This is a genomic window from Aminobacter sp. P4_D5 (genome assembly GCF_056401815.1).
This window is the reverse complement of record NZ_JBFUIP010000081.1, coordinates 1-25072: the sequence shown is the minus strand read 5'-3', so window position 1 is coordinate 25072 and position 25072 is coordinate 1. Positions and strand designations below refer to the sequence as shown.

Annotated in this window: 21 protein-coding genes; 12 read left to right on the top strand and 9 right to left on the bottom strand. The window is 64.0% G+C overall.

Annotated features, from left to right (window positions below; translation table 11 throughout):
• Positions 1–163: 163 nt before the first annotated feature.
• Entirely contained in the window at positions 164–799 is a 636-nt protein-coding gene (locus tag AC1DWF_RS18100) for a LemA family protein (RefSeq protein WP_476783297.1), read from the bottom strand.
• A gap of 101 nt (positions 800–900) precedes the next feature.
• Between AC1DWF_RS18100 and AC1DWF_RS18095 the strand changes: the two genes are divergently transcribed.
• Genes AC1DWF_RS18095 through AC1DWF_RS18080 form a run of 4 tightly spaced genes read left to right on the top strand, consistent with a single transcriptional unit; the run spans position 901 to position 3269 of the window.
• Positions 901–1158, top strand: a complete 258-nt coding sequence (locus tag AC1DWF_RS18095) for a hypothetical protein (RefSeq protein WP_476783296.1) — start codon at positions 901–903, stop codon at positions 1156–1158.
• Positions 1159–1162: 4 nt separating this feature from the next.
• A complete protein-coding gene (gene pdxY / locus AC1DWF_RS18090) occupies positions 1163–2068 on the top strand; it encodes a pyridoxal kinase PdxY (RefSeq protein ID WP_476783295.1) in 906 nt (301 codons plus the stop codon).
• Positions 2065–2817, top strand: a complete 753-nt coding sequence (locus tag AC1DWF_RS18085; RefSeq protein ID WP_476841898.1) for a DUF429 domain-containing protein — start codon at positions 2065–2067, stop codon at positions 2815–2817. The genes pdxY and AC1DWF_RS18085 overlap by 4 nt, the downstream gene beginning before the upstream one ends.
• Before the next feature lie 32 nt (positions 2818–2849).
• Positions 2850–3269: a nuclear transport factor 2 family protein gene (locus tag AC1DWF_RS18080; protein ID WP_476783293.1), complete on the top strand. Its 420-nt coding sequence runs from the start codon at positions 2850–2852 to the stop codon at positions 3267–3269.
• 5 nt (positions 3270–3274) lie between these two features.
• Here AC1DWF_RS18080 and AC1DWF_RS18075 read toward each other — a convergent pair whose 3' ends face one another.
• Both AC1DWF_RS18075 and AC1DWF_RS18070 read right to left on the bottom strand, forming a co-directional pair.
• Positions 3275–4528, bottom strand: a complete 1254-nt coding sequence (locus AC1DWF_RS18075) for a multidrug effflux MFS transporter (RefSeq protein ID WP_476783292.1) — start codon at positions 4526–4528, stop codon at positions 3275–3277.
• Positions 4525–5001: a MarR family winged helix-turn-helix transcriptional regulator gene (locus tag AC1DWF_RS18070; RefSeq protein ID WP_476783291.1), complete on the bottom strand. Its 477-nt coding sequence runs from the start codon at positions 4999–5001 to the stop codon at positions 4525–4527. Before AC1DWF_RS18070 ends, AC1DWF_RS18075 begins: the two co-directional genes overlap by 4 nt.
• A 123-nt stretch (positions 5002–5124) precedes the next feature.
• Between AC1DWF_RS18070 and AC1DWF_RS18065 the strand changes: the two genes are divergently transcribed.
• From AC1DWF_RS18065 to typA, 3 genes are all read left to right on the top strand, one after another.
• Positions 5125–7173 (top strand): M3 family metallopeptidase, encoded by a 2049-nt coding sequence (locus tag AC1DWF_RS18065; protein ID WP_476804264.1) that lies wholly within the window; start codon positions 5125–5127, stop codon positions 7171–7173.
• A gap of 146 nt (positions 7174–7319) precedes the next feature.
• Positions 7320–8279 (top strand): small ribosomal subunit Rsm22 family protein, encoded by a 960-nt coding sequence (locus AC1DWF_RS18060; protein ID WP_476781815.1) that lies wholly within the window; start codon positions 7320–7322, stop codon positions 8277–8279.
• Positions 8280–8410: 131 nt separating this feature from the next.
• Positions 8411–10231, top strand: a complete 1821-nt coding sequence (gene typA, locus AC1DWF_RS18055; RefSeq protein ID WP_476841897.1) for a translational GTPase TypA — start codon at positions 8411–8413, stop codon at positions 10229–10231.
• A gap of 78 nt (positions 10232–10309) precedes the next feature.
• Here the strand turns inward: typA and AC1DWF_RS18050 are convergent, their stop codons facing one another.
• Positions 10310–10624 carry a YciI family protein gene (locus AC1DWF_RS18050; RefSeq protein WP_476781813.1) on the bottom strand — a complete coding sequence of 105 codons (315 nt, stop codon included), beginning with the start codon at positions 10622–10624 and terminating at the stop codon, positions 10310–10312.
• 460 nt (positions 10625–11084) lie between these two features.
• Between AC1DWF_RS18050 and AC1DWF_RS18045 the strand changes: the two genes are divergently transcribed.
• Together AC1DWF_RS18045 and AC1DWF_RS18040 are read left to right on the top strand one after the other, a co-directional pair.
• Entirely contained in the window at positions 11085–15878 is a 4794-nt protein-coding gene (locus tag AC1DWF_RS18045) for an NAD-glutamate dehydrogenase (RefSeq protein ID WP_476841896.1), read from the top strand.
• 114 nt (positions 15879–15992) lie between these two features.
• Entirely contained in the window at positions 15993–17369 is a 1377-nt protein-coding gene (locus AC1DWF_RS18040; protein ID WP_476787805.1) for an MFS transporter, read from the top strand.
• A gap of 34 nt (positions 17370–17403) precedes the next feature.
• Here the strand turns inward: AC1DWF_RS18040 and purH are convergent, their stop codons facing one another.
• The 4 genes from purH to htpX form a co-directional block, all read right to left on the bottom strand.
• Positions 17404–19020, bottom strand: a complete 1617-nt coding sequence (purH, locus tag AC1DWF_RS18035; RefSeq protein WP_476781810.1) for a bifunctional phosphoribosylaminoimidazolecarboxamide formyltransferase/IMP cyclohydrolase — start codon at positions 19018–19020, stop codon at positions 17404–17406.
• 93 nt (positions 19021–19113) lie between these two features.
• Complete coding sequence (locus AC1DWF_RS18030; RefSeq protein WP_476781809.1) at positions 19114–20832, bottom strand: heparinase II/III family protein; 1719 nt, start codon at positions 20830–20832, stop codon at positions 19114–19116.
• Between the two features lie 93 nt (positions 20833–20925).
• Positions 20926–22329 carry an RsmB/NOP family class I SAM-dependent RNA methyltransferase gene (locus AC1DWF_RS18025; RefSeq protein WP_476781808.1) on the bottom strand — a complete coding sequence of 468 codons (1404 nt, stop codon included), beginning with the start codon at positions 22327–22329 and terminating at the stop codon, positions 20926–20928.
• A complete protein-coding gene (gene htpX, locus AC1DWF_RS18020) occupies positions 22326–23342 on the bottom strand; it encodes a zinc metalloprotease HtpX (RefSeq protein ID WP_476781807.1) in 1017 nt (338 codons plus the stop codon). The genes AC1DWF_RS18025 and htpX overlap by 4 nt, the downstream gene beginning before the upstream one ends.
• Before the next feature lie 104 nt (positions 23343–23446).
• Between htpX and AC1DWF_RS18015 the strand changes: the two genes are divergently transcribed.
• From AC1DWF_RS18015 to AC1DWF_RS18005, 3 genes are all read left to right on the top strand, one after another.
• Positions 23447–23659: a DUF1674 domain-containing protein gene (locus AC1DWF_RS18015; protein WP_476781806.1), complete on the top strand. Its 213-nt coding sequence runs from the start codon at positions 23447–23449 to the stop codon at positions 23657–23659.
• A 77-nt stretch (positions 23660–23736) separates the two neighbouring features.
• Positions 23737–24006, top strand: a complete 270-nt coding sequence (locus AC1DWF_RS18010) for a PepSY domain-containing protein (protein WP_476781805.1) — start codon at positions 23737–23739, stop codon at positions 24004–24006.
• A gap of 60 nt (positions 24007–24066) precedes the next feature.
• Complete coding sequence (locus AC1DWF_RS18005; protein ID WP_476781804.1) at positions 24067–24525, top strand: thermonuclease family protein; 459 nt, start codon at positions 24067–24069, stop codon at positions 24523–24525.
• 312 nt (positions 24526–24837) lie between these two features.
• On the opposite strand, the gene AC1DWF_RS18000 is transcribed toward AC1DWF_RS18005, so the two are convergent.
• The coding region (locus AC1DWF_RS18000; RefSeq protein WP_476841895.1) for a carboxymuconolactone decarboxylase family protein at positions 24838–25072 on the bottom strand (235 nt) is incomplete at its 5' end.

The following is a 25072-nucleotide window of genomic DNA, read 5'->3' as shown; positions in this document are numbered from 1 at the left end:
GCCCCTCATCCCCCTGCCGGGACCTTCTCCCCGCAGGCGGGGAGAAGGGGCATGCCGCAACGCCGGCGCCCCCCTCGCCCCGTTTACGGGGAGAGGGTAAGGGTGAGGGGCATGGCTCGCCCATCCGCGATAAAAGCACTGCCTTGACGCCTGACCGCGACGGTCACCCGCCCTGCTTGGTGCCGAAATTGACCTTCGGTGCCTCGAGCTTGTCTTCGGCGACGGTGAAGTTCTGGAACGGCTGGTTGCGGAACCACAGCGAGTTCCACAGCATTGCGGGGAAGGTCTTCAGCGAGGTGTTGTAGACGCGAACGGTCTCGATGTAGTCGCGGCGGGCGACCGCGATGCGGTTTTCGGTGCCTTCGAGCTGGGCCTGCAGCGCCATGAAATTCTGGTTGGCCTTGAGGTCGGGATAGTTTTCGACGACGGCGAGCAGGCGCGACAGCGCGCTGGTCAGCCCTGCCTGGTTGTCCTGGAAGGCCTTGAAGGCATTGGGGTCGGTCAGCGTCTCGGGCGTGACGGTGACCTGGGTTGCCTTGGCGCGGGCCTGGACGACACCTTCGAGCGTGTCTTGTTCGTGCGTGGCATAACCCTTCACCGTTTCGACGAGGTTGGGGATGAGATCGGCGCGGCGCTGATACTGGTTCAGCACTTCGCTCCAGGCGGCTTTCGCCTGCTCTTCCTGTGTCGGGATGGTGTTGTAGCCGCAAGCCGAAAGGAACGGCATGACAATCGTCAGGAACACGAGGGCCGGAAGCAGGCGAAAAGCAGGAAGTGCCGGCGAAGCTTGCATGCGCATCGGATTGTCCTCGACAAAGCAACTGATGCCACAGCATTATCACAAACACGGTCGGAAAAAACCGGCGTTCGATGGGCGATGATGCCGGGAGAGCTTTGACGATGACGTCGCCGAGAGACAGCGACAGCGAAAAGGAATCGCGCCGTATCCTCGACCGCATCGCGCGCGAGAGCGAACCCGGCGGCGGCTCTTTCGTTACGCGCAAGACCAGCGAGATGCGCAATCATCTCGCTGCTGCCGACGTCGACAAGGCCGACCCGATCGAGCATATCGGCACGCGCATCGGTCGCATCTTGGGATTTGTGCTGACTGTCGGCTTGATTCTGTGGCTGATCAACTATCTCGTTCGAGGCGGATAACTTCATGACATCTCAAGCCGAGACAGCCGCGCCACGCGCGGTGATCGTCGTGTCGAGCCATGTCGCGCGCGGATCGGTGGGCAACCGCGCGGCGGTTTTCGCGCTGGAGACGCTTGGCCATCCGGTCTGGGCGGTGCCGACGGTGATTTTGCCGTGGCATCCTGGCCATGGCAAAGCGACGCGCATCGTGCCGCCGACGGAACAGTTCGTCGCCTTCATGGCCGATCTCGAACGGGCACCGTGGCTGGGTGAGGTCACGGCGGTGCTGTCGGGCTATCTCGGCGAAGCCGGTCAGGTGGAGGCCGTGGCCTCGCTGGTCGAGACCGTGAAGGCGAATAACCCGAAGGCGCTTTATGTCTGCGACCCTGTCATCGGCGATTCCGGCGGGCTTTATGTCGCCGAGGCGCTGGCTGCCGGCATTCGCGACCGGCTGCTGCCCTTGGCCGATATCGCAACGCCCAATCGCTACGAGCTGGAGTGGCTGGCGGGCGCAAAGGCTGACGATATGCGCGCAACGATGGCGGCAGCGCTTGGGCTTGGGCCGGCAACCATGCTGGTGACCTCCGCGCATGCGATGATGGCTGGCGGCACCGGCAATCTGCTGGTCACCCAGACGCAGGCGCTGCTGGCCGAGCATCGCACCGTCGAGCGTCCGCCGAACGGTCTTGGCGACCTCAGCGCCGCGGTTTTTCTGGCGCGATTGCTTGCCGGCGAGACGGCCGCCAAGGCGCTGCAAACGACCACCGCTTCGGTCTACGAGATACTCGCCCGCACCTCCAAGCGCGGCGGCGACGAGCTGCAGCTCGAAACCGATGCGCAAAGCTTGTCGCACCCGATGGCGATGGTCGAGCTGCGCACGCTCATTCATCCCTCGCGGAGCCGCAAACCCGTCCAGGATTCCGGGGCATGACGATTGCCGGTGTCGACGGCTGCAAGGCCGGCTGGGTCGCTGTGATCCGCAACGACACCGAGACGAAAGCCGAGGTGTTCGGCAGCTTCGAGGCCCTACTCAGGGCATTGCCTGACGATGCCGTGGTGGCTGTCGACATGCCGATCGGACTTCCTGAGTTCACGGCCAGGGGCGGGCGTGGGCCGGAGGCCTTGGTGCGGCCGTTGCTCGGGCCGCGCCAGTCGAGCGTCTTTTCGATCCCGTCGCGGGCAGCAGTGCATGCAGAGGCGGCTCCCTTCACCGATATCGAAGAATGGTATGCCGCGMACCGCCGGGCGAGCGAGGTGGCGAGACAGACCTCCGAGCCGCCGCGCGGCGTGTCGATCCAGGCATTCGGCATCTTCTCCAAGATCCGCGAGATCGACGCGCTGATGGTGGCGCGGCCGGAGTTGCGCGAGCGGGTGATCGAGTCGCATCCCGAGGTGGCGTTCTGGCGACTGAATGGCGGGCAGGCGATGAGCCTGCCCAAGAAGATCAAGGGCCGGGTCAATCCTGACGGCATGGAAGAGCGGAAGACACTACTGGCGCGGTGCGGTCATGACCGTGCTTTTCTCGATCAAATGCCGCCGCGCGGGGCTGCGGCGGACGATTTTCTCGATGCTTGCGCGATGCTGCTGATCGCCGAGCGGCATTATCGCGGCGAGACTACAAGTTTTCCGTCGCCGCCGGGCAGGGATGCCTATGGCATTCCGGTCGCGATCTGGGTTTAATGGCCCGGACGTTCGTTGCGGAGGAAGCGGCGATGAAGGCTGTCAGGGCAATCGTTGCAGGCGCTGTGCTTGCCATGGCCATTTGCGCCGTGCCACTCCAGGCGCTCGCCCAGCAAAGCATCATCGACCGTTGGTATGATGCCTTGCTGAAAGCCGATCGGGCCGCGCTTTCGGAGCTGCTGGCCGATGATGCGACGATCACGCTCGACGATCTCGACGTGACCCAGTCCAAGGCCGAGTTCATCGCCTCGATGGATGAATGGGAAACGGCGGCCAAGGGCGCCACCATCCGCCACAAGATCGAGAGCGAGGTGGGCGATACCACGATGGTGCTGACCTGCTACGACTTTCCCGGCAACGACATGACGATGCGCGAGATGTTCACGACGAGGGATGGACGCATCATTGCCAATACGCAATCGACGGTTGGCGACGGTTGCGAAACGCCATGACGCGATTACTTCAGCCGCGTCATCAGTGAGGGCTCGGGCAAGCTGCGCCAGCCGAGCCAGGACAGGATGGCGATGAGGCCCATTGTTGGGATGACGGTGGCAAGGGCTGTCACCGGGTCGCCCATCCATGCCGCCACCGCGCCGCCGACCATGCCCGCGCCCATCTGGAAGAAGCCCATCATGGCGGAGGCGGCGCCGGCGTTTTCGGGAAAGGGGGCCATTGCTGCCGTCATCATCGCCGGCGAGATCATGGCGATGCCAAAGGCATAGATGCCGACTGGGACCATGACGAGCAGAAAGCTGGGCTCATAGGTCCTGAGCAGGACGGCCATGGCGATGGAGCCGATGGCGACGAAGGTCAGGCCGACCGGTACCATGCGCGCGGCGCCGTAACGCTGCATGAACATGCGCATGACGACCGCTCCGGCCATGAAATTGGCCGTCTGCATCAACATGCCGATGCCGAACTGGGTGGGGCTCAGGCCGACGCGCTCCATCAGGATGAAGGCGAGCACGGTAGCCTGGGTATAGATTGCGCCCGTCGTGCCGGCGATGACCAGGCAGCACAGCACGAAATAGGGACTGCGGAACAACGATCCGTAGGAAGCGGCAAGGGCCTTAGGGCGAATGCGGCTGAGGTCGCGCGTCACCGTCTCGCGCAAGGCGAAGATCGCAACCGCCATGACGACGATGCCGAGCAACACCATGACGATGAAGATGGCATGCCAGCCGAAGAACTCCATGGTCAGGCCGCCCAGCGTTGGTGCGACTGCCGGCCCGAGTGCCAGAAGGATGCCGATCATGTTCATGATGCGGGCCGAGCGTTCATGGGTGAAGACGTCGCGGACAACCGCGCGGGCCACCGACACGCCGACAGCGGCACCCACGCCCTGGAGGAAGCGGGCGGCGATAAGCGTTTCGATGTTGGGCGCGACCAGCGCCAAAACGCTTGCGGCGAGATAGATGGCCATGAAGACGAGCGTGATCGGGCGGCGGCCGAACCCGTCGGAGAGCGGACCGCAGACGAGCTGGGCGAAGGCGAAGCCGCCGAAATAGAGCGACAGCGTCATCTTGACCGCCGCTTCGGTGGTGCCGAAAGCCTGGACGATCTCGGGCATGGCTGGGGTGAACAGCGCCAGCGAGATCGGGCCGATGGCGACCATCAGGCCGCCGATCATGGAGACCCGACGTTCGCTCATGATTGGTGAGGCGGCGGTTTTCAACGGTTCGGCCATGGCAATATCAGATCGCATGTTCATGCCGCCGCATCCTCGCTCGAAAGCGCTTCGGTGCGGACGGCGAGCAAGTTCGTGCGGGCGGTGCGCAGCGAGACCAGCAGGCGCTGCCAGTCGTCGGGGTCGATGCCGTGGGCGGCTTCGCCGCGGATCGATGCGGCAATCGGCTCGATCTGGGCGACCACCGTTTTACCAGCATCGGTCAGCGTGACGAGCTTGGCGCGGCGGTCGGCGGGATCGGGCTTGCGCTCGACAAATCCCTTGGCCTCAAGCCTGTCGACAAGGCCGCTCAGCGTCATCGCCTCGATGCCGAGGCGTTCGGCAAGTGCTGTCTGGCGGATCGGGCCGGCGCGCAACGCGTTGAACAGAACACGGCCCTCGCCGGTGGTCAGGCCCAGGCCGGCTTCGGTGGTACGGCGATCCATCTCGGCGCGGATGATGCGCGAGAGATCGTTGACGATGAAGCCGAACGTGTCGGTGTCGAGGCTGGCGGGCATATTGCTAAGCATTCCTTATTATATGGTTCACTTAGTTTACCGTGGGCGATGAGTCAATCCGGTTGCGCGGCCTCCAGTCCGGCCCTACATCGGGGCTGTCCGCAGTTATCAAGGAAGCTCTTCATGTCTGCTCAGATCGATCTCGCGCGTCATCCACTGACCCATTGGGCCGGGCCGCTTGGCCTGCCGGATTTCACCAGGATTGAAGACGGCGATTTCGGCCCGGTGTTCGATGCAGCCCTTGGAGCGCACGCCGCCGAGGTCGAGGCCATCGCAAACAATGCCGAGCCGGCGACGATCGCCAATACGCTCGAAGCGCTGGAGCTTGCGGGTGAGCCGCTCGACCATGTCTCGTCGATCTTCTGGTGCCGCGCTGGTGCCCACACCAATGACGCGATCCAGGCGATGGAGCGCGAAATCTCGCCGAAGATGGCCAGGCATTTCTCGGCGATTTCGATGAACGAGAAGCTGTTTGCCCGTATCGACGATCTCTACGCCCGCCGGGCCGAGCTCGGCCTCGATGCCGAGGCGCTGCGCGTACTCGAAAAGACCTGGAAGGGGTTTGTCCGCTCGGGCGCCAGGCTCGACCCCGAGGGCAAGAAGCGGCTTGCGGATATCAACGAGCAGCTCGCCTCGCTCGGCGCCAAGTTCGGCCAGAACGTGTTGGCTGATGAGAAGGAATGGGTGCTGTTTCTCGACGAGGGCGATCTTGCCGGCCTGCCGGAATTCGTGCGCGGGGCGATGGCCCAGGCAGCGGAGACACGCGGCCAAAAGGGCAAATATGCCGTCACCTTGTCGCGCTCTATCTATGAACCCTTCACGACATTCTCCGAGCGGCGCGATCTGCGTGAAAAGGCGTTCAAGGCCTTTGCCGGGCGTGGTGAGACCGGTGGCGAAACCGACAATGCCGGTGTGGTGCGCGATACGCTCAGCCTGCGCGCCGAAAAGGCCCGGCTGCTCGGCTATGGCAGCTATGCGGCCCTCAAGCTCGACGACACCATGGCCAAGACGCCGAAGGCGGTGATGGAGCTGCTGGAACCGGTGTGGAACAAGGCGCGCGAAAAGGCAGCTGCCGACGAGACCGAATTGCAGCGGCTGGCAGCAGCCGCAGGCAGCAACGACAAGCTCGCTGCCTGGGACTGGCGCTTTTATCAGGAGAAGCTGCGGGCTGAGAAATACGCCTTCGACGAGGCCGAGCTGAAGCCGTATCTCCAGCTCGAAAAGATCATCGACGCGTGCTTCGATGTGGCGACGCGTCTGTTCGGCATAAGCTTCAAGGAAAAGACCGGCATCACCGCCTGGCACCCAGACGCCAGGGTGTTCGAAGTGTTCAACGCCGACGGCAGCAAGCGCGGGCTTTTCCTCGCCGACTATTTCGCGCGTCAGTCGAAGCGCTCCGGCGCCTGGATGAGCGCGCTCCAGTCCGGCTACAAGCTCGGCAAGGGTTCGACGCCCATCATCTACAACATCATGAACTTCGCCAAGCCTGCGGAGGGCGAGCCGGCGCTGCTGTCGCTCGACGAGGCCAAGACGCTGTTCCACGAATTCGGCCACGCGCTGCACGGCATGCTGACCGACGTCACCTGGCCTTCGGTGGCGGGCACGTCGGTGAGCCGCGACTTCGTCGAGTTGCCGTCGCAGCTCTACGAGCATTGGCTGACGGTGCCGGCGGTGCTGGAAAAGCACGCGCTGCACTACAAGACCGGCAAGGCTATGCCCAAGGAATTGCTCGACAAGATGCTGGCGGCCAAGACCTTTGGCGCGGGCTTCGCCACGGTCGAGTTCACCTCGTCGGCGCTTGTCGATATGGCCTATCATGCCCGTCCAGACGCGCCAGCCGAACCGGCGGCCTTCGAAGCCGAGACGCTGGAAAAGCTTGGCATGCCTGACGCGATCGTCATGCGACACCGCACTCCGCATTTCCTGCACGTGTTCTCGGGCGAGGGTTACTCGGCCGGTTATTACTCCTACATGTGGTCGGAAGTGCTCGACGCCGACGCTTTCGCCGCCTTCGAGGAGACGGGCGATGCGTTCAACCCCGCCATGGCCGAGAAGCTGCGCAAGCACATCTATTCGGCGGGCGGCTCGGCCGATCCGGAAGAACTCTACAAGGCCTTCCGCGGCAAGATGCCGTCGCCCGAAGCGATGATGGAGAAGCGCGGCCTCGTGTAAGATTCAGGTGAGGCCGGCTTGCAAATGGTGGTTTCCTGCGCTTCCGGTGCTCACGCACCTGAATGTACGCTCCGCTCCGGTTCTCGGAACCCACCATTTCAGCGCGGCCTGACCTGAATCTCGAAAGAGCCTAGTTCGGATAGCAGATGGAACTACCAGCAACATTGAGAGCGGCGGTCGACCGTGCGCTGGAAGGCGTGCCGCTTGCGGAGCTGCAGCGCGCGGCCGACACTTTGTCTTCCCGCTATCGGGCTGAGACGCGGGACGGCAGGCTCCACCTGTCCGACGAGATGTTCGCGCGCGCCTATCTGGCGACACGCCTGCCGGCGACATTCGCGGCGCTGCGGGCCAGCCTCGAAAGTGCCGCTGAGCTGCTGCCGGATTTCGAGCCGAAGAGCCTGCTCGATGTCGGCGCTGGTCCAGGCACGGCACTTTGGGCCGCCTCCGATTGCTGGCCGACGATCACCTCGGCGCTGATGCTCGAAGCGAGCCAGTCGATCCGCAAGGTGGGCGTGGAACTGTCTGCGCATTCGGGCGTCGAACATGTCGAATGGCGCGCGGCCGATGCCTCCAAGAGCTTCGAAGCCGATAAAGCCGATCTGGTGACACTTGCCTATGTGCTCGACGAATTGTCGCCGGCCGAAGGGCTGGCGCTTGTCGAGCGGCTGTGGGCGGCAACGAACGGCTTGCTGGTGGTGGTCGAGCCAGGCACGCCGGCCGGCTGGTGGCGGATGATGGCGGTGCGGTCACGGCTCATCGAACTGGGCGCGCATCTGGCCGCACCTTGTCCGCACAGTGAGGCCTGTCCGATCGTCGAACCTGACTGGTGCCATTTTTCGCGGCGCGTGGCGCGCTCGCGCCTGCATCGGCTGACCAAGCGTGGCGACGTGCCATGGGAAGACGAAAAGTACATCTTCCTTGCGGCATCGCGGACGCGAGCCGAAACATTTGGCGCCCGCGTTCTGGCGCCGGCGCGCGGCGGATCGGGAAAGATCCAGCTGAAGCTATGCCAGGAAAATGGCTCGATTGACGAAAAGATGCTAACCAAGCGCGATGGCGAGCGGTTCAAGACGGCGCGCCGTGTCGACTGGGGCGACATTTTGTAGTCTTGCCCGCTGGCAGAAAATCAGTCGATTTGGCCGCCCCCCTTTCGCATTTGCGAAAAAACCTGTATGAGCCGCCCACACGAAACGCGGCGCGTCGACAGGCAGTGCCCGCAACGCTCCCGAGAAGACATATGAACCTCCGCAATATCGCGATCATCGCGCACGTCGACCATGGCAAGACCACGCTCGTCGATGCGCTCCTCAAACAATCCGGCTCGTTCCGCGAGAACCAGCGCGTCGCCGAACGCGCGATGGACTCGAACGACATCGAAAAAGAACGCGGCATTACCATCCTGGCAAAGGCGACTTCGGTCGACTGGAAGGATACCCGCATCAACATCGTCGACACCCCTGGCCACGCCGATTTCGGTGGTGAGGTCGAGCGCATCCTGTCGATGGTCGACAGCGCCATCGTTCTGGTCGACGCCGCCGAGGGCCCGATGCCGCAGACCAAGTTCGTGGTCGGCAAGGCGCTCAAGGTCGGCCTGCGTCCGATCGTGGTGATCAACAAGATCGACCGTCCCGACGCCCGCCACCAGGAAGTCATCAACGAGGTGTTCGACCTGTTCGCTGCGCTCGACGCTACCGACGAGCAGCTCGACTTCCCGATCCTCTATGGTTCGGGCCGCGACGGCTGGGTCTCCGAGAATCCGGAAGGCCCGAAGGATCAGGGCCTCACGCCGCTGTTCGACCTCGTGCTCAAGCATGTTCCGGCACCGACCGTTCACCCCGGCCCGTTCCGCATGATCGGCACCATTCTCGAGGCCAACCCGTTCCTCGGCCGCATCATCACCGGCCGCATCGAATCCGGCACGCTGAAGTCGAACCAGCCGGTCAAGGTGCTGCACCATGACGGCACGCTGCTCGAAACCGGCCGCGTCTCCAAGATCCTGGCTTTCCGTGGCCTCGAGCGCCAGCCGATCGAAGAAGCGCAGGCGGGCGACATCGTTGCCATCGCCGGCCTGTCGAAGGGCACCGTCGCAGACACGTTCTGCGATCCGGCCGTGACCGAGCCGCTGCATGCGCAGCCGATCGATCCGCCGACCGTCACCATGTCCTTCATCGTCAACGATTCGCCGCTGGCCGGCACCGAGGKCGACAAGGTGACCAGCCGTGTCATCCGCGACCGCCTGCTCAAGGAAGCTGAAGGCAACGTTGCGCTCAAGATCGAGGAATCGGCCGACAAGGATTCGTTCTTCGTTTCCGGCCGTGGCGAGCTTCAGCTTGCGGTTCTGATCGAGACGATGCGCCGCGAGGGCTTCGAGCTCGCCGTGTCGCGTCCGCGCGTGGTCATGCAGAAAGACGAGAACGGCGAATTGCTGGAGCCCGTCGAAGAAGTCGTCATCGACGTCGACGAGGAACATGCCGGTGTCGTCGTGCAGAAGATGTCGGAGCGCAAGGCCGAGATGGTCGAGCTGCGTCCTTCGGGCGGCAACCGCCAGCGCCTGGTCTTCCATGCGCCGACGCGTGGCCTGATCGGCTACCAGTCCGAGCTTCTGACCGACACGCGCGGCACAGCGGTGATGAACCGTCTGTTCCATTCCTACCAGCCCTACAAGGGCGAGCTGCCGGGCCGCACCAACGGTGTCTTGATCTCCAACGATCAGGGCGAGTCGGTGGCTTTCGCCATGTGGAACCTCGAAGATCGCGGCCCGATGGTCATCGACGCGGGCGTCAAGGTTTATCAGGGCATGATCATCGGCATCCACAGCCGTGACAACGACCTTGAGGTCAACGTGCTGAAGGGCAAGAAGCTGACCAACATCCGCGCCGCCGGCAAGGATGAAGCAGTGCGCCTGACGCCGCCGATCCGCATGACGCTGGAACGCGCCCTGGCCTGGATCCAGGACGACGAACTGGTCGAAGTGACGCCGAAGACCATCCGCCTGCGCAAGCTCTATCTCGACCCGAACGAGCGCAAGCGCTTCGAGAAGTCCTCGAAGACCGCGTAAGTCACGCGGCTTGAAACAAAAAAAGGGCGTCTCCGATGGAGGCGCCCTTTTTGTTTACGGCCATGGGCCCTTTATTGCTTACATATCGATGATCGGTGCTACCTCGACGGAACCGCCGGCCACCAGGATCGGGCATCCTTTGGCGATCCGCGCGGCATCGGCTGGGTCTTTCGCGTCGACGACTGTGTAGCCGCTGGTCGGATTGGCGCCGCCGTCATTGGTGACCGCGCCGTTGGCGCCGACTGTCTGCGACTTGCCGACCGGAGCTCCACCATCGACAACGGCCGCGCCGAGCGAAGCGAACCAGTCCATCCAGGCCTTCATCACCTTGGCGCCTTCTTCTTCCGACTGCGGCATCGCACCGCCGTGATAGACGAAGAGAAACTTGGCCATGACGTCTCCTCCATTGCGTGCCGACCTGCCGGCCACCCGGCATCGTGCCAACGCGCGGGCTATTCATTCGCCGATAGCCTGACACGGGCAACCCGTGTCGGCGCCTGTCGCGGAAAGTTGATGATGAGCGGTGGCTGTTTCGTTCGAGGCACCCCTGGTGTTTGCCGCAGCACAGGAGCGCAAGTTTGCGGGGCAAGCGGGCGATACGAACCGCGATTCGGGTGAGTGCGATGACCAAGGCGGGCGCATCCACAGCGACTGCCGCGAGGTAAGGGCGATTTTTTAATCATGCTTCAGAATCGACGCCCCTTGGGGACGCTGCGTCAGCTTAATTCGCAGGCATTTTCTGCCTATTGCCTAGGCGTTTTTGCCAATCTTCCGTCAAACCTTTGTCGCTAAAGGCGGGCCATCTGCTACGATAGTCGCAAAAGCATGTGACGGGACGGGAGAAACTAGCGTCATGTCCGAATCAATGAAGTCGACGGCGAAATCCGCCAAGACTGCATCCGCCTCCAAATCCTCTGATAGACCTCCCCAGCTCCTTGAATTGCTGCTGGCCCGGGCTCCGGCCGAAGATGTGGCCGATTACGAGCCAGGCATGCTGGAACGCGCGGCGGAGCTGGCCGAACAGGCCGTGCTCAAGCACCGCAAGGGCTCCTCGGTCATCGACATCGACACCGATGCCGGCATCCTTCGCCACGGCCGGCCGGTGACTGTCGTCACCGTCGTCAATGACAACATGCCGTTCCTGTTCGATTCGGTGCTCGGCGAGATCACCGAGGCCGCCGGCGAGCCGGTTCTGGTCACCCATCCCGTCATCATGGTGCGCCATGGCCGCAACGGCGTCGACGAGATCCTGAGCGACGGCGGCTCGCACAAGGGCGAGGACGCCGCCGCCAAGGTCAGCGTCATCCACGTCCATATTCCGCCGCAGGGCAAGGAGGCTGCCGAGGCGCTGCGCGAACGGCTGAAGAAGCTGCTCGACCAGGTGCGGTCGTCGGTGACCGACTGGAAGCGCATGCTGGCCAGGCTCGATCAGGCGATCTCGGAATTCCGCTATGCGCCTATCCCGCTCGACAAGAATCTGGTGACCGAGGCGATCGCCTTCCTCGAATGGCTGCGCGACGACAATTTCACCTTCCTTGGCATGCGCGAGTTCCAATATTCGGGCGGCGAAAAGAGCGGCATGCTGGAGCGCGCCGACAAGCCGGGACTTGGAATCCTTGCCGATCCCGATGTGCTGGTATTGCGCCGCGACACCGTCGATGCGACGTCGACGACGCCTGAAATCCGTGCCTTCCTGCATGGGCCGGACCCGCTGATCGTGACCAAGGCCAATGCCAAGTCGGCGGTGCATCGCCGCGCCTATCTCGACTACATCGGCGTCAAGACCTACGACGCCCAGGGCCAGCTTTCGGGCGAATTGCGCATCGTTGGCCTGTTCACCTCGACCGCCTACACGCGCTCGGTGATGAAGATCCCCTATCTTCGGTCCAAGGCCGAGACGGTGATCCAGAAGTCGGGCTTCGATCCCGCCGACCATTCGGGCAAGGCACTCACCAACGTGCTCGAATCCTACCCGCGTGACGAACTGTTCCAGATCGCCGTGCCGACGCTGCGCAAGCATGCCGAGGCGATCCTCGGCCTGATCGAGCGGCCCAGGGTGCGGGCGCTGGTGCGCGTCGACCAGTTCGACCGCTTCGTCTCGGTGCTCACCTTTGTTCCTCGCGACCGCTACGATTCGGTGGTGCGCGAAAAGATCGGCGCCTATCTCAAGAACGCCTTCGAGGGCCGGCTGTCGGCCTATTACCCTGCCTTCCCGGAAGGCGGGCTGGCACGAGTGCATTTCATCATCGGGCGCTCCGGCGGCAAGACGCCGAAGGTCGAGCAGGCGGCGATCGAAGCGGCCATCCGCGACATCGTGACGACCTGGGAAGATGGATTGCGCGAGGCCTCGGCCGAAGCAGGCTCGCCGGCGGCACTGGTCAGCGTGGCCATGCATTTCCCGCAGGACTATCAAAACAGCTTCTCGCCGGCGGCGGCGCTGCTGGATGCCGAGCGGATTTCCACGATCAGCCCTTCCAATCCGATCGTCATCGACTGCTATCGTGACACCGGGCAGAAGCCGGAACAGGCTTCGCTGAAGATCTATCACCATGGCGCGCCGGTGGCGCTGTCGCGGCGCGTGCCGCTGCTCGAGAACATGGGGTTCCGCGTCATCAGCGAACGCACCTTCGAACTCGGCGAGAAGGGCGAAGACCAGATATTCATCCACGACATGGAGCTGGAGAACGCCTACGGCCAGCCCATCGACCTCGCCGACGGCGGGGCGCTGTTCGAGGAGGTGTTCCTGTCGGTGTGGAACGGCGATGCCGACAATGACGGCTACAACGCGCTGGCCCAGACGGCGGGGCTCGGCTCCAACCAGATCGTGATCCTGCGCGCCTATGGCCGCTATTTGCAGCAGGCCGGCATCCCCCAGAGCCAGGACTTCATCGCCGCGGCACTCAACCGCTATCCCGATATCGCGCGCGGGCTGCATGGGCTGTTCCTGGCCAGGCTCGACCCGGCGCAGGAGAACGAGGGGCTGGTCACCGCCAAACACCTCAAGGCCAAGATCAAGGATGCGCTGGAAGCGGTTCCGAACATCGACGACGACACGATCATCAGGCGCTACGTCAACCTGATCGAGGCGTCGCTCCGCACCAATCACTTTGTCGCAGGCAAGAAGGAACGGGGCCAGTCGCTGGCGATCAAGCTCGATTCGCGTAGCGTCGACGGGCTGCCCGAGCCACGGCCATGGCGCGAGATCTTCGTCTATGGCTCGGAGGTAGAGGGCGTGCATCTGCGCTTCGGCCCTGTCGCCCGTGGCGGCTTGCGCTGGTCGGACCGGGCGCAGGACTACCGCACCGAGGTGCTGGGGCTGGTCAAGGCGCAGCAGGTCAAGAACGCCGTGATCGTGCCCGTTGGCGCCAAGGGCGGCTTCTTCCCCAAGCGCCTGCCTGTAGGCGGCAGCCGTGACGCCACCTTCGAGGCGGGCAAGGCGGCTTACGTCAATTTCATTTCCTCGATGCTGTCGATCACCGACAATCTCGACGGCGACAAGGTCGTGCCGCCGAAAGGCGTGGTGCGGCGCGATGTCGACGACCCCTATTTCGTCGTCGCCGCCGACAAGGGCACGGCGACCTTCTCCGACACCGCCAACGGCATCAGCGAGGCGCATGGCTTCTGGCTTGACGACGCCTTCGCCTCGGGCGGTTCGGCCGGTTATGACCACAAGAAGATGGGCATCACCGCGCGCGGTGCCTGGGAAGCGGTGAAGCGGCATTTCCGCGAGATGAACCGCGACATCCAGACAACGCCCTTCACGGTCGTTGGCGTCGGCGACATGTCGGGCGACGTTTTCGGCAACGGCATGTTGCTATCGCAGCAGACACGCCTGATCGCCGCGTTCGACCACCGCGACATCTTCATCGATCCGGAACCCGACATGGCGGCGTCGTTTGCCGAGCGCAAGCGCATGTTCGACCTGCCGCGTTCGAGCTGGCAGGATTACGACAAGTCGAAGCTCTCGACGGATGGCGTGATCGTCTCGCGCGCGCAGAAATCGGTGACGCTGCCGGCTGCGGCGGCAGCCGCGATCGGGCTCGACAAGACAACCGCTTCGCCGACCGAGATCATGAGCGCAATCCTTCGCGCGCCAGTCGACCTGCTATGGTTCGGCGGCATCGGCACTTATGTGCGCGCCAGCACCGAAACCAACCAGGAGGTGGGCGACCGCGCCAATGACGCGATCCGCGCCACCGCCAGCGAAGTACGCGCCAAGGTGATCGGCGAAGGCGCCAATCTGGGCACCACCCAGCGGGCACGCATCGAGTTCGGGCTCAGGGGCGGGCGCTGCAACTCGGATGCCATCGACAATTCGGGCGGCGTCAACTCGTCCGACGTCGAGGTCAACATCAAGATCGCGCTGGCTTCGGCCATGCGCAGCGGCGGGCTTCAGCGCCCGGCGCGCAACAAGTTGCTGGCCGAGATGACGGAGGAAGTGGCGGGCCTGGTGCTTGCCAACAACTATGAGCAGACGCTGGCGCTGTCTCTTGCCGCACGGCGCGGCCTCCAGGACATCGCGCATCAGGGACGCTTCATGAGCGCGCTCGAGGCGCGGGGCCTGCTCGACCGTGCGGTCGAGAACCTGCCAAGTGCGGCAGCACTCGCCGAGCGCCAGACGCGCGGCGAGCCGCTGACCCGGCCTGAGCTCGGCGTGCTCTTGGCCTATGCCAAGATCGTGCTGTTCTCCGATATCGTCGCCAGCGACCTGCCTGACGACGCGCAGTTCACCCGCGACCTGATGGGCTACTTCCCCGACCGCATGTCGAAGAAGTACGAGGCCGAAATCAACGGTCACCGGCTGCGTCGTGAGATTATCACGCGCGTTCTGGTCAACGATCTGGTCAATCGCGGCGGTCCGTCCTTCGTCAACCGCTTGCAGGAAGCAAGCGGCCGCTCGGCGGCGGATGTGGCGCGCGTCTTTGCCGTGGTTCGTGACGGCTTTGCGCTTCCCGCGCTCTATGCCGAGATCGATGCGCTCGACAATATCGTCGACGGCATGACGCAGCTCGACCTTTACCAGGCGGTGAGCCGGCTGCTCTTTGCCGTCAGCGGCTGGTATCTGAGGAACGACCACGGCGATGCCCCACTGGCGAGCCGCATAGCCGAGCTGCATKAGGCGCGCGCGGCCCTCGAACACAAGTTCGCAGGCATGCTGCCCGCCTTCACCCAGGACCGCATCCAGAAGCGCAAGGCGGGCTTCACAGCCGCCGGCGCGCCGGAGAAGCTGGCCGAGCGGCTGTCGCTGCTCGAAGTCGGCGAACTGGTGCCCGACATCGCGCTGGTGGCCAAGACGGCCAAGGCCGACATCGTTGCCGCCGCGAAGGCGTTCTTCGGGGTCAGCGAGGCGTTCCGGATTCCGCGCATCGAAGACGCCGCCAACGCGATTTCGAGCTCCGACTACTATGAGGGTTTGGCGCTGTCGCGGGCATCGGACACGATCGGCGCGGCACGTCGCGGCATCGCGGTTGCAGCCCTTACCGGTTACGGCAGCGCTGCCGATCCTGTCGCGGCCTGGCTCGAAGCGGGTGGTGAACGCATCAACCGCACCCGCGAAAGGCTGCAGGCATTGACAGAAGGTGGCGACATCTCCGTGTCGCGTCTGACGGTTGCCGCCGGGTTGATGAGCGATCTGTCGGGCCGATAACGGTTTTCGATCTGGCCTGCCGCCGTTGCGGCGGCAGGCATTTTCCCGGAAGATTGGACGAACGAACTGCGCTATAGCTCCAAGCCACGCTGATGCGGCGTGGCCGGAGGGATGATGGCTGATACGATGGTGGTTCAACGCACGTCGCGGCGCGGCGTCTGGGGCTGGATGTTCTTCGACTGGGCAGCGCAGCCCTTTTTCACCGTGGTCACCACTTTCATCTTCGGTCCCTACTTCGTCGCGCGCATGGCGACAGACCCGGCCATGGGGCAGGCGGCCTGGGGCTATGGCATCGCCGCCGCAGGCTTCGTCATCGCCATATTGTCGCCGGTGCTCGGCTCGATCGCCGACCAGACCGGCCCGCGCAAGCCGTGGATCGCCTTCTTTTCGGCGATCAAGATTTCCAGCCTGTGCCTGCTCTGGTATGCGGCTCCCGGCTCGCCGCTGGTGCCGGTGGTGCTGCTGTTTTCGCTCGCTTCGGTGGCGGCGGAGTTCTCGATCGTGTTCAACGATTCGATGATGCCGCGCCTGGTGTCGAAAGACGAAATCGGCAAGGTCTCCAACATCGCCTGGGGGCTGGGCTATCTCGGCGGCATGATCGTGCTGATCTTCGTCGTCGCCTTCATGGCGGCATCGCCTGAAACCGGCAAGACCATCATCGGCGCTGCACCGGTGTTCGGCCTCGACCCCGCGCTCGGCGAGGACGCCCGCGCGACGGGCCCGATTTCAGCGGTGTGGTATTTCATCTTCATCCTGCCGATGTTCTTCTTCACGCCCGACAGCGGCAAAGGCATCGCCATCCGCCCAGCCGTGCGCTTGGGTCTCAGCGAGCTCAAGGCGACGCTGGGCGAAGTGCGCCAGCGCACCGGCATCTTCCGCTTCCTCGTTGCCCGCATGATCTACCAGGACGGCGTCAACGCGCTGCTGGGCCTTGGCGGTGCCTTTGCCGCGGCGATGTTCGGCTGGTCGATCACCGAGATCGGCATCTACGGCATCATCTTGAACGTCATCGCCATCTTCGGCTGCCTCGTCGCCAGCCGGCTCGATACGAGCTTTGGTTCCAAGGTCGTGGTGGTCGTTTCGCTGGTGCTTTTGACGATCGCCACCATCGGCATCGTCTCGACAGGGCCCGGCTATACGCTCTTCGGCCTGTGGCAGATGCCGGGCACTGATACCGGTGGACTGTTTGGAACGCCGGCAGAAAAGGCCTACATCGCTTTCGGTCTGCTGGTCGGCATCGCCTTTGGGCCGGTGCAGGCGTCGTCGCGCTCCTACATGGCGCGCAGCGTTTCAGCAGACGAAGCCGGGCGCTATTTCGGGCTCTACGCGCTGTCCGGCAGGGCGACGAGCTTCGTCGCACCCTTTACGGTCGCTACAGTCACCGCATTGAGCAGCTCGCCACGCCTTGGCATGGCGACGATCATCATCTTCTTCGCCGTCGGGCTGGCCATGCTTTTGCGCACGCCCTATCCGGCTGACGAGGTGAAGTAGCTTTTTACCCTCTCACAAGGGGAGGGTAAAAATCTCAGTGCCGGAAATGCCTGACGCCGGTGAAGACCATGGCGATGCCGTGCTCGTCGGCAGCTGATATGACGTCGTCGTCACGCATCGATCCGCCTGGCTGTATGACGGCGGTGGCGCCTGCCTCGACCGCCGACAACAGACCGTCGGCGAAGGGGAAGAAGGCGTCGGAAGCAACGACCGAGCCCTTGGTCAGCGGCACGGCCAGGCCGGCGGCTTCAGCTGCATCGAGCGCCTTGCGGGCGGCGATACGGGCCGAATCGACGCGGCTCATCTGGCCAGCACCGACGCCGACGGTGGCGAGGTCGCGGGCATAGACGATGGCGTTCGACTTGACGTGCTTGGCGACACGGAAGGCAAACTTCAGGTCTTCCAGCTCGCGCTGGGTCGGCTGGCGCTTGGTCACCACCTGGAGTTCAAGCGCGTCGACGACAGCGTTGTCGCGCGACTGGACGAGCAGGCCACCGGCCACCGACTTGACGGCCACGCCAGCGCGATCCGGATCGGGCAGGCCGCCGGTGACAAGCAGGCGCAGGTTCTTCTTGGCGGCGATAATGGCCTGCGCCTCAGGCGTGGCGTCCGGCGCGATGATGACTTCGGTGAAGATCTTGACGATCTCTTCGGCGGCCTCGGCGTCGAGGATGCGGTTGAGCGCGACGATGCCGCCAAAGGCCGAGACAGGATCGCAGGCGAGCGCCTTGGCATAGGCCTCGACGAGGGTTGCGCCTTCGGCGACGCCGCACGGATTGGCGTGCTTGATGATGGCGACAGCAGCAGTGCGGACGGGATCGAATTCGCCGACGAGTTCGAACGCGGCATCGGTGTCGTTGATGTTGTTGTAGGAGAGCTGCTTGCCCTGCAATTGGGTCGCGGTGGCAACGCCGGGGCGCTTGTCGCCGGTCAGATAGAAGCCGGCGGACTGGTGCGGGTTTTCGCCATAACGCATGACGCTCGCAAGCTTGCCGCCGAAGGCGCGCCAGTCGGGCGTTTCGATCTCAAGCGCTTCGGCGAACCAGCCCGAGATCGCCGCGTCGTAGGCGGCAGTGCGCGCAAAGGCTTTGGCGGCGAGCTTCTTGCGGAACTCGTAGGACAGGCAGCCATTGTTGGCGACGATGGAGTCGAGCACGTCCTTATAGTCGGCCGGGTCAGTGACGATGGCGACATAGGCGTGGTTCTTGGCCGAGGCGCGGACCATGGCCGGACCGCCAATGTCGATGTTCTCTACGATCGAGGCGTAATGCGCACCGGAATTGCGCACTTCCTCGAAGGGATAGAGGTTGACCACGACCAGGTCGATCGGCTGGATGCCGTGTTCGGACATGGCCGCTATGTGCTCTGGGTCGTCGCGGACGGCGAGAAGTGCGCCATGGACCGAGGGATGCAGCGTCTTGACGCGGCCGTCCATGATCTCGGGAAAGCCGGTCAGCTCGGAAACGTCGCGGACAGCGATGCCTTCGGCGGCGATGGACTTGGCCGTGCCGCCCGTGGAGACGAGCTCGACACCGACATTGGCAAGGCTTTGGGCGAAACCGATCAGGCCGGTCTTGTCGGAGACCGACAGCAAAGCGCGGCGGATCGGCACGAGATCGGGCGCGGGGATCTTCTTGGAAATGACGGCCATGGGGTGTGGGCCTTTCACGGCAAGGTGGGAGATGCAGCTTGCGGGCGGCGTACCATATGAGGCCTCAAAATCAAGGCGCGCAGCGCCCTTCAATCAGTTTTCGAGGCGGCTGATGATGCGTGTGCGCGAGAACTGCCAGTGCACCTCGGAGATTTCCGATGCCTTGAAGGACAGCACGATCTGGCGCGAGCGGCGCGGTCCGCCGAGACCGGCGAAATAGATCGATTCCTCGACCTCGGCTGGAATGTCGGGCGAGATGAAGACCCAGGTGTCGATATCCGGGCCGGTCAGCACCAGCCGTTCCTTCTGGTCGCGAAACAGCTGGACGTCGGGATGGACATGGAAACGAACCGTGACGAGGTCGCGGCCTTTCTTGATCGGCGTGTTGCCGGCGCGAAGGATGCGGTCGCAGCCCGACAGGATGCTGCCTCCTGCCGCGAGGCTCAGTTCGCGCTCGTGGTGGAGGCCGAATCGCTGGGCGTAGCCGTCGTGGCGGGCCGTAAAGCCGTGGATGCCGGGCTTGTCGGTCCGTTGCGATGGCACCGACTTCGGTCCGCCGAAAAGCGGGCTGCCGAGCAGGCCGCTGATGCGCTGCGAATGGGCGAAGCTTGCCGACGATGTGTCGTTGATGGTGACAGTGGAGTGGGCGGCTGTGGCGCGCGCCAGGGGCTTGAGTTCGGCCAGGCCATAGGTGTCGACGCCGGCATTGACGATGTAGTGCTGGCGGCCCGACGACATCTCGAAGGCCAGGCAGCCGGCGTGGGCATAGTTCGACACCTCGATGGGAGGTGCCGTGCCCGTGTCGGCAATGACAGTCGTTCCGCCCATGGCCAGGCGCTCGTAGCCGGAATGGGTGGCATGCAAGGGCGGTGCGCCGGCGGTGTCGTCATGGCGCAGGATCGCGGCGATGCGGTCGTGGATGGTGGCGCCCATGCCGTTGAAGCGGGCAAGGCTGCCGTCCTGGTGGCGGAAGAAGCGCAGCGCCGGCAACATGCGCTCGACCGCATTGATCAGGGCCAGGGGGGGCTGTTCGGCCTGGTTGGCATAGGTGTGGCGCAGCGGCAGGAGGTCGGCGAGGATTTCCAGCACCGCCATCGGGTTGCGCGAGACATGTCCGCCGTCGGGCAGGATCTGGCGGTCGAGCTCGTCGGCGAGATTGCGGGTCGCCGAGCGCAGCGCGGAAACGGGCGCGGGCAGGGAGAGGGCGGCAAAGGCGAGCGCGATGCGCGCCCTGAGACGGTCCTTGCCAGCCGGCATTTCGCGCACCATCGACCTGAGATAGCGGATCTGCATCGCCAGCGAGCGGAGGAAAGCACGGTAGAAGGCGAATTCGGCACCCTGCAGCACCACCGAGGAATGCTGCAACCAGGCGATGACGCGTTTGGCGGTGGTCGCTGGCTCCCAGGCCGTGCCGGAGATGCGGTTGCCGTGCATGGCGATCCAGTCGGAAACCAACGCGCGGGCGTTCGCTGCGGCAAGTTCGGTGCCGGCGGCGCGCATGTGCCGCAACCAGCGAAAGCCATGCAGGCTGCGCTGCCAGCCGCGATTGGGAACATCGACGAGGAATGGCGACTGGCCGCCGGTCTCGACAAGATGGCCCGACAGCGGAAAGCGGCCATAGTAGATTTCGAGCGCGATCTGGGGATCGGCAAGGCGCAGGTCGGGCGGGGCGATCAGCACGCGCTCGGGCGTGCGCCCGGAGTAGCGCCAGCGATAGGCTGGACCGGCGCGCAGGCGCCGGCGCGCCTTACGCCAAAACTCCTTGGCGACGAGTGCCCAAAGGCGCGTCGTGTTGTCCGCCGCGATTGACAAGAACCCTCCTGACGCAACCTACGTCGTGGTCAAATTAGGTTGTTTCAATGGCGGGCGCGAGGGTGAATTTTTCGTAAACACCGGTTCGTCGCCTCAGGTGAGACGACGGAACCGCGCGGCAAAGAAACCGTCTAGACCGGAGATGGCCGGATTGCCGAGATCAAGGCCCGCCGGCGTGGTACGCAAAAAGCCTGTAGCGGTGACGAAATCGTCGATGCCCGCGACCTCGCCTACGCGAATCGGGTCGAGTTCGACCTTGCCCTTGTGATCAGCGAGGAAGCCGGCGATGAGTGCCTCGCCTTCCTCGGGATCGAGCGAGCAGTTGGAAAAGACGATCCTGCCGCCCGGCTTGACCAGCTTCAGCGTTGCGTCGAGCAGGGCGCGCTGGACGCCGGCGAGCTTGGTGATGTCGGCCGGCGACTTGGTCCACAACACGTCGGGGTGGCGGCGCACTGTACCGGTCGACGAGCAGGGTGCGTCGAGCAGCGCGGCATCGAACAGTTGTTCGGGCTCATAGACGAGGATATCGGCGTTGACCTTGTCGGCGTCGAGGCCGAGACGTTCGAGATTGCCGGTCAGGCGAGCGAGGCGGCTCTTGGATGCCTCGACGGCGGTGACCTTGGCGCCCGTGAGCACGAGCTGGGCGGTCTTGCCGCCGGGTGCGGCGCAAAGGTCGGCGACGCGCTGGCCGCTGACGTCACCGAACAGCCGAGCGGGCAAAGCTGCGGCGGCGTCCTGGACCCACCAGGCGCCCTCGGAGAAGCCGGGCAGTTCGGCGACAGGACCGGCCAAGCGCTCGATGCGTATCGAACCGGTGGGCAGCACGGTGCCGCCCAACTGCTCAGCCCATTTGGCGGGGTCGGATTTGGCGGTGAAATCGACAGGTGCCTCGATGCGGTGGGCGGCGAGGATCTGTTTTGCCTGCTCGGCACCGTAGGCGGCGGTCAGGCGCTCGACGAACCAGTCGGGTGCGTCGTTTGTCGTGGCCAGCATCTCAGGCAGTTCGGCAGCCTTGGCGCGCGCAAGGGTGCGCAGCACACCGTTGACCAGACCGGAGAAACGCACGGTGCGTGGGTCGGCCTTGGCGTGGGTGACGGCAAGGTCCACGGCAGCGCTGTCTGGAATGTCGAGGAACAGGATCTGAGCCGCCGCAACATGCAGGATATGGGAGAGCACCGTTGCATTGGCCGGCAGCGGCTTTTCCAGCCGGCGCGAGATCAGCTTGCCGATGGTGACACGATGGCGAAGGGCCGTGGCCAGGATCGCGCGGACCAGCGAACGGTCGCGCATATCGAGTGCGCGGAATTGCGGGTGGCCATGTTCGTGGTCGGTCAGGCCGTCGAGCGGTGTCTTGGCGTCGATGGTCGCGGCAAGCAGGCGGGCCGCCGCCATGCGCGCGGCGATGCCGGGAACGTCAGGAACGACAGACGGCCGGTTGCCCTTGTTGTCAGTGTTGCGTGCGCGGTTTCGCTTTTCGTCGCGCTGATCGGCGCTCACGACCTGGGGCCTTTCGGCCCGGACGGGTTGCGTCCCCAGGGGCCAGCCGGACGCGGCTTCTCGGGTTCCTGCTGATCGGCAGGACGTCCGCCCCAGGGACCTTGCTGGCTCGAAGGTGCGGTACGCTGCGCTGTCGGCTGCTGTGCCGTGCGCGGGGCCGAACGACCGACACCCTCATTCGCCATCGCCTGCAGGGCGGCGATGCGGTTTTCGGTGTTGGGGTGGGTCGAAAAAAGATTGTCCATGCGCTCGCCGGATAGAGGATTGATGATGAAGAGGGGAGCCATGGCTGGATTGCGCTCGGCTTCGGGGTTGTGGATGCGTTCGACGTTGCGGGCGATCTTGTCAAGGGCGGAAGCGAGCCAGAGCGGATTGCCGCAGATCTCGGCGCCGCGCCGATCGGCTGAATATTCGCGCGTCCGGCTGATCGCCATCTGCACCAGCATGGCAGCGAAAGGTGCGACGATCATCGCCACGAGCACGCCGATGAAGCCCAGCGGATTGTTGTTGTCGCGGTTGCCGCCGAAGAAGAAGGCGAAGTTGCCGAGCATCGAGATCGCGCCGGCAAGAGTCGCGGTGATCGTCATGATCAGCGTGTCGCGGTTTTCGATGTGGGCCAGTTCGTGCGCCATGACGGCTGCGACCTCTTCGTGGCTGAGGCGCTGCAACAGACCGGTGGAGGCGGCGACGGCGGCATTTTGCGGATTGCGGCCGGTGGCAAAGGCGTTGGGCTGCGGGCTGTCGATCAGGTAGACCTTGGGCATCGGCAGGTCGGCATTGGCGGCAAGGCCGCGCACTATGGCGTAATATTCGGGTGCGTTGCGCTCATCGACCTCGACGGCGTGGTTCATGCGCAGAACCATCTTGTCGGAGTTCCAGTAGCTGAACAGGTTCATGCCTGCCGCCATCAAGAAAGCGATGGTCATGCCGCCGGTACCGCCGATCAGGTAGCCGACGCCCATGAACAGTGCCGTCATGGTCGCCAGAAGCATCGCCGTCCGCATCATGTTCATCGTTTACTCCGTCCTTTTCCTTGCGCCAGGGTCGATCCCCGTGCCACGCTTCGCTATATGATGGGAGAGACGAGGGTGCGTTTCAATCATTTCCGAGGAATCCCATGAACGACGTCACACAGCAAACCGAGCTGGAGACACCCGCACCAAAGGAGCTTTCGCCGGCTGCCAAGCGCGCATTGGCGGAAGCCGAGGCGCGGCGCGAGGCCTATGAGGCTGAGCAGGCGAAGCTCCCCCGCGAGATTGGCGGTCGTGGCGGCAAGGAGCCCGGGCGCTATGGCGACTGGGAAATCAAGGGCCTGACCAGCGATTTTTGAGGCGCCTATCCTGCGATTGCTTGTCCGAGCAGCGGGTGGCGGGATCGATTTGGCTCGGATTTGCAGAAGGAGCGACCATGACGAAATCGGTGATTGCAGGACTGTTGTTTGCATCCCTGCTGGGAGCCCTGCCGGCGCAGGCTCAGACCAAAGAGCCGGCGACACCGCCGGAAAAATCGCTCAAGCTCTCCGAAATCATCGCCAAGATCGAAAAGCGCGACCAGTTCCGCTACATCTCCGAGATCGAGTGGGAGAGCGAAGGCTACTACGACGTGGTCTATTACACATTCGACAAGGCCAGGGTGGAGATCAAGATCGACCCGGTCAGCGGCGAGCCGAGGCTGTAGGCTAGCAAGACTCTGGGTTCGGAGATTGCGTATTGTCCAGAATAGGAATAAATACCTTGAATGGATTCGAGTCCCTTCAAGGTTGTGGCGGCATTTGCGGCGGTGTTCGCAAGCCTCTGTTTGCCATCTGCTGTGGAAGCCAAGCGGCGCGACAATTTCGTCGGGCCAGTGTCCGCGCGTGTTGTCGAGGTGCTCGACGGAGACACGTTCCTGGCCGACGCCGAGATCTGGCCTGGCCAGACGTTGCGGGTCAACATCCGCATCCGCGGCATTGATGCGCCTGAGATGAAGGCGCGATGCCGGGCGGAACGCGAGGCCGCCGATACTGCACGTGCAGCCTTGGCCCGGCTCGTCGCCGACGGCCCAGTATCCTTGTCGAACATAGGTGGTGCAAAATATTACGGCCGCGTGCTGGCCGACGTCAGCACCGAGGCCGGAGAGGCAATCGCTGCGACCATGATCGAGGACGGGCTGGTACGCGCCTATGGCGGCGGCAAGCGTGCGGGCTGGTGCGGGTAGCGATCGCCACCACTGAGATTGAGAGGCGAGGGAATGAGCCTGCCAAAGGAAAGGCCGCTCCCCTTGCAGGGAGCGGCCTCCGTGTTTCCGTCCATGGCGCGGCTCAGGCTGATTTGAGTCACCAGCCGCGCATCTCGCGCCTTAACGGGAAGACTGCTTCCCGAAAGGGCAATCCGCTGAGGCCACGTTCTGGAAAACGAAATCACTCGACATCGGATCACCTCCTTTCAGTTCGTTGAACACGAATAGCAAAGTGGGGTCTTTCCAGCCTTTTGACAAGTACGACCATCGCACTATGCACCACGTACGTATTTATGCCGCCACTGTGTGCTGTGCCTGAAACACGTCCTTGGCCGCGAACAGGCCGTTGAGTGCTGCCGGGAAACCCGCATAGACCGCCATCTGCATGATGACCTCGGTGATTTCATCGCGGCTGAGGCCGACATTCAGCCCGGCCTGGATGTGCACCTTGAGCTGCGGGGCAGCGTTGCCGAGCGCGGTCAGCGCGGCGATCGTTGCGATTTCGCGCGACCTGAGGTCGAGGCCC

Bases quoted from the DNA above. Each gene is read 5' to 3' on its own strand.
- AC1DWF_RS18100 (WP_476783297.1), bottom strand. From the start codon at position 799: ATGCGCATGCAAGCTTCGCCGGCACTTCCTGCTTTTCGCCTGCTTCCG.
- AC1DWF_RS18095 (WP_476783296.1), top strand. From the start codon at position 901: ATGACGTCGCCGAGAGACAGCGACAGCGAAAAGGAATCGCGCCGTATC.
- pdxY (WP_476783295.1), top strand. From the start codon at position 1,163: ATGACATCTCAAGCCGAGACAGCCGCGCCACGCGCGGTGATCGTCGTG.
- AC1DWF_RS18080 (WP_476783293.1), top strand. From the start codon at position 2,850: ATGAAGGCTGTCAGGGCAATCGTTGCAGGCGCTGTGCTTGCCATGGCC.
- AC1DWF_RS18075 (WP_476783292.1), bottom strand. From the start codon at position 4,528: ATGAACATGCGATCTGATATTGCCATGGCCGAACCGTTGAAAACCGCC.
- AC1DWF_RS18070 (WP_476783291.1), bottom strand. From the start codon at position 5,001: ATGCCCGCCAGCCTCGACACCGACACGTTCGGCTTCATCGTCAACGAT.
- AC1DWF_RS18065 (WP_476804264.1), top strand. From the start codon at position 5,125: ATGTCTGCTCAGATCGATCTCGCGCGTCATCCACTGACCCATTGGGCC.
- AC1DWF_RS18060 (WP_476781815.1), top strand. From the start codon at position 7,320: ATGGAACTACCAGCAACATTGAGAGCGGCGGTCGACCGTGCGCTGGAA.
- AC1DWF_RS18050 (WP_476781813.1), bottom strand. From the start codon at position 10,624: ATGGCCAAGTTTCTCTTCGTCTATCACGGCGGTGCGATGCCGCAGTCG.
- AC1DWF_RS18040 (WP_476787805.1), top strand. From the start codon at position 15,993: ATGGCTGATACGATGGTGGTTCAACGCACGTCGCGGCGCGGCGTCTGG.
- purH (WP_476781810.1), bottom strand. From the start codon at position 19,020: ATGGCCGTCATTTCCAAGAAGATCCCCGCGCCCGATCTCGTGCCGATC.
- htpX (WP_476781807.1), bottom strand. From the start codon at position 23,342: ATGAACATGATGCGGACGGCGATGCTTCTGGCGACCATGACGGCACTG.
- AC1DWF_RS18015 (WP_476781806.1), top strand. From the start codon at position 23,447: ATGAACGACGTCACACAGCAAACCGAGCTGGAGACACCCGCACCAAAG.
- AC1DWF_RS18010 (WP_476781805.1), top strand. From the start codon at position 23,737: ATGACGAAATCGGTGATTGCAGGACTGTTGTTTGCATCCCTGCTGGGA.
- AC1DWF_RS18005 (WP_476781804.1), top strand. From the start codon at position 24,067: ATGGATTCGAGTCCCTTCAAGGTTGTGGCGGCATTTGCGGCGGTGTTC.